General features: G+C 60.2%; 3 protein-coding genes. All 3 read right to left on the bottom strand.

What is annotated here, in order from left to right; all coding sequences use genetic code 11:
- Positions 1-189: 189 nt before the first annotated feature.
- Complete coding sequence (locus LBR61_06495; GenBank protein ID MDR1731729.1) at positions 190-831, bottom strand: alpha/beta fold hydrolase; 642 nt, start codon at positions 829-831, stop codon at positions 190-192.
- The gene (locus tag LBR61_06500) at positions 828-1928 is read right to left on the bottom strand and encodes an alanine racemase (protein ID MDR1731730.1); all 1101 of its coding nucleotides are present in this window, start codon (positions 1926-1928) and stop codon (positions 828-830) included. Before LBR61_06500 ends, LBR61_06495 begins: the two co-directional genes overlap by 4 nt.
- A gap of 57 nt (positions 1929-1985) precedes the next feature.
- Positions 1986-2807 (bottom strand): amidohydrolase family protein (locus LBR61_06505; protein MDR1731731.1); only part of this gene is annotated, 822 nt, incomplete at its 5' end.

The following is a 2807-nucleotide window of genomic DNA, read 5'->3' on the forward strand; positions in this document are numbered from 1 at the left end:
GCGTGCCGGGAGGAACCCGGGTGAGCGTAAGAACGCCGGAGCTGCGCTTTCGGGAGAACGATGCGCAAATTCCCCGGGTGGAATGCCTTCAGGCGGAATTTTTCGACTGGGTGATCTGATACCAATCCAACTCTTTCACGGGACGCGATTTTGCAAGGAGCGTCCGGCGTGAAGGAGAAGAACCGAATGTCATGGCCGGACCAATCTGAATTTTCCTGTTTCCAGAAACGCTGCGATGGCGGTCGCCACGTCCGCGCGCCAGTGGAGCCGTTCGTGACAGCAGGAAACCGTCAGCTCGTCCCGGGCTGTAACGCCCCGAACGGAGCGGGAGGGAACCAGTCCGTCGTTTTCCTCCGGAAGGAGCCTTTTCCGCACCGGGTCCGGGTGTGTTCCAATGACGATGCCGATCTCCGGGGTCGGGTGATTGAGGGGAGGGGGGATGTCCGGCCCGGGTTCTGCAAGGTCCGGCAGAGCGCGAAGAACGCGGCCCAAAAAAGACAGCCACAGTAACCGGTTGCTGTGACGGGTTCCTCTGTTGGGGGTTCCGATCAGCACCACCCGTCCCAGCCCTTCGACCAGGCGTCGGGAGAGATAATCCCGAATAATCAGTCCGCCCATGCTGTGTCCGACAAAATGTATAACCCGCTTTTCATCGAAACGTCCTTCAAGCTGCCGCTCCAGTTCCTCGGAGCAGGTCCGGACGTTTTGGAAAACTGTGGGCAGAGTCGGAGAAAAAGTGCAAAATCCCTGACGTTTCAGGGCTTCAGCCAGGTATCGCATATCCCCTCCGCGCCTGAAAAAACCATGAACCAGCACGACAACAGAATTCATCTTTTGATTTTCTTTTCAACCATTTTCTTTTTGACCAAAGGACTGGAGGCGGCGAAGAGAATGGCGGGATAGAGCATTTTGAACGCCATTTCGCCGCCCAGTCGATAGTTTTCCCGGCTTTCGTGAATGTCCACGATCATGTGGTCGCTGCTGCAGCCGAGGATCTTCGCCTCCGTATCCAGGGGAATCAGTTTTTCGCAGTGCCCGACGTCGAAGGCCCCCAGCGCCAGAAGCGTCCGTTTTCTCACGCCGCGGTCTTCGTATTTCCTGATGTTGCCGAAACAGTCGCGTCCCAAAAGACCGATCGGGTGGGTGGGTTTTTCTCCGATTTCGATGATTTCAGCTCTGAGAATGAAAGTTTCGTCCGAAAGTCCGGGCAGGGCCTCATCCGGAATTTCCGGAACCTCCGCCCGGGTGATGATGGCCGATCCAACGCGCAGGTTGTTGATTTTCGAGGGCATGCCTCCCTCGACCAGAAGCGCCAGAGACGTGGACGCGCCGCCGGAGACGACCTCCAGTTCCCGCCCGATCCGCTCCTCGATTTCACAGGCGATGGACGCCAGACGGGAGAGGTTTTCCCCTGTGGGGACCACAGAGCCGTAACAGCCCAGGTTCGTTCCCACGCCGCACAGACGGATGTTTCGACATCCGGTTTCGATTCCGCGGGCGGTTTCCAGAATTTGGGCTTCGTCCATGAGCCCCTCCCGAAGGTCCCCCAGATCCACCATGAGAATCACGGCGTGAGTTTTTCCCGCCCCCTCCGCCGCCCGGTCCAGGAGCCGCACCGTTTCCAGCTGGGAGTTGAGGCTGACGTCGGCGCATCGGACGACGCTTTCCGCCTCCGACATCATGGGGATGCGCAGCGCCACGGTTTCCAGGGAGGGGTTCATCCGTCGAACGGCCTGCAGATGAGGAAGCCGGGAACTGCCGAAGCTCGTGTAACCGACGTCCGCCAGCATTTCCACGACCTCGCGAATCGCGCTGAATCCCTTGACGACAGCCGTAGGCCGGATGCCGTTTTTTCTGCACAGATCCAGGATCACCGTCGCGTTCTGCCGCAGGAGAGACAGATTGATTTCAAGAACAGGACAGGACAAGTGTTTTAACCCCTTTTTTATTCTCTTTTTCGGATTGTTCGACGTCCACCGAAGCGTTTATGACGCCCGTGAGCTTACGTTCAGGTCTCCCTGAGGCTCGGGTGAAAGCCGGCCGTCCTTCAGCGCGACCTGTCCGTTGATCACCACCAGTTCCAGTCCGGACGGCGGCAAAAAAGGCTCCTGAAACGTGGCGCGGTCGATGAAACGCTCGGGATCGAACACCGTCACGTCCGCAACGGCCCCCTCGAACAGCCGGCCCGCCGGGAGCCTCATTCTGTCCGCCGGCAGGGTCGTCATTTTGCGCAGAGCCTCCGTCCAGGAGCAGCCCCTCTCTCGAAGCAGGCGCAGCGCTCTGGGAAACGTTCCGGCGATGCGGGGGTGGGCGCCGGCGGGTTTTCCAGCTCCGCCGCTCATGGCCAGCGCGTCGGACGCGACGACGCACCCGGGCCTGGCGATGCAGTCCTCCACCTCGGTCCGGTCCATGACGTGAGCTACAATGAGATCGAGAGGTTCCTCCCGGCGCATTTCCGCCAGGGTCTCGAAGGTCAGACGCTGTCCCTTAAACCGGCCGGAGACGGCTTCAAGGCACTCGGGACCCTTGCCTTTCCAGCGCCGGACGAAGCCGTCGTCGTACACCGCCGAACCGGCTTTGGCGCAGAAAGCGTCGTAGGGATAGCAGTCGAAGGCCACGTCCACGCCCTCCAGCGCCGCCTGTTCGATGAGCTCCGCGCACTCCCGGGTGTGCCCCATCGTCATGCTTCCCAGATGCGACACCTCGACCCTCACTTTATTTTCCCTGGAGAGGCGAATGGCCTCCTTCACGGCGTCAATGCACCGATCGTCGTCGTAACGGATGTGAACGGTGACGATCCGGTCCCC

Source organism: Synergistaceae bacterium, assembly GCA_031272035.1.
GTDB lineage: Bacteria > Synergistota > Synergistia > Synergistales > Aminobacteriaceae > JAISSA01.

What these genes read in the sequence shown, in the direction of transcription:
- LBR61_06495 (MDR1731729.1), bottom strand. Translation starts at nt 831, where the DNA reads ATGAATTCTGTTGTCGTGCTGGTTCATGGTTTTTTCAGGCGCGGAGGG.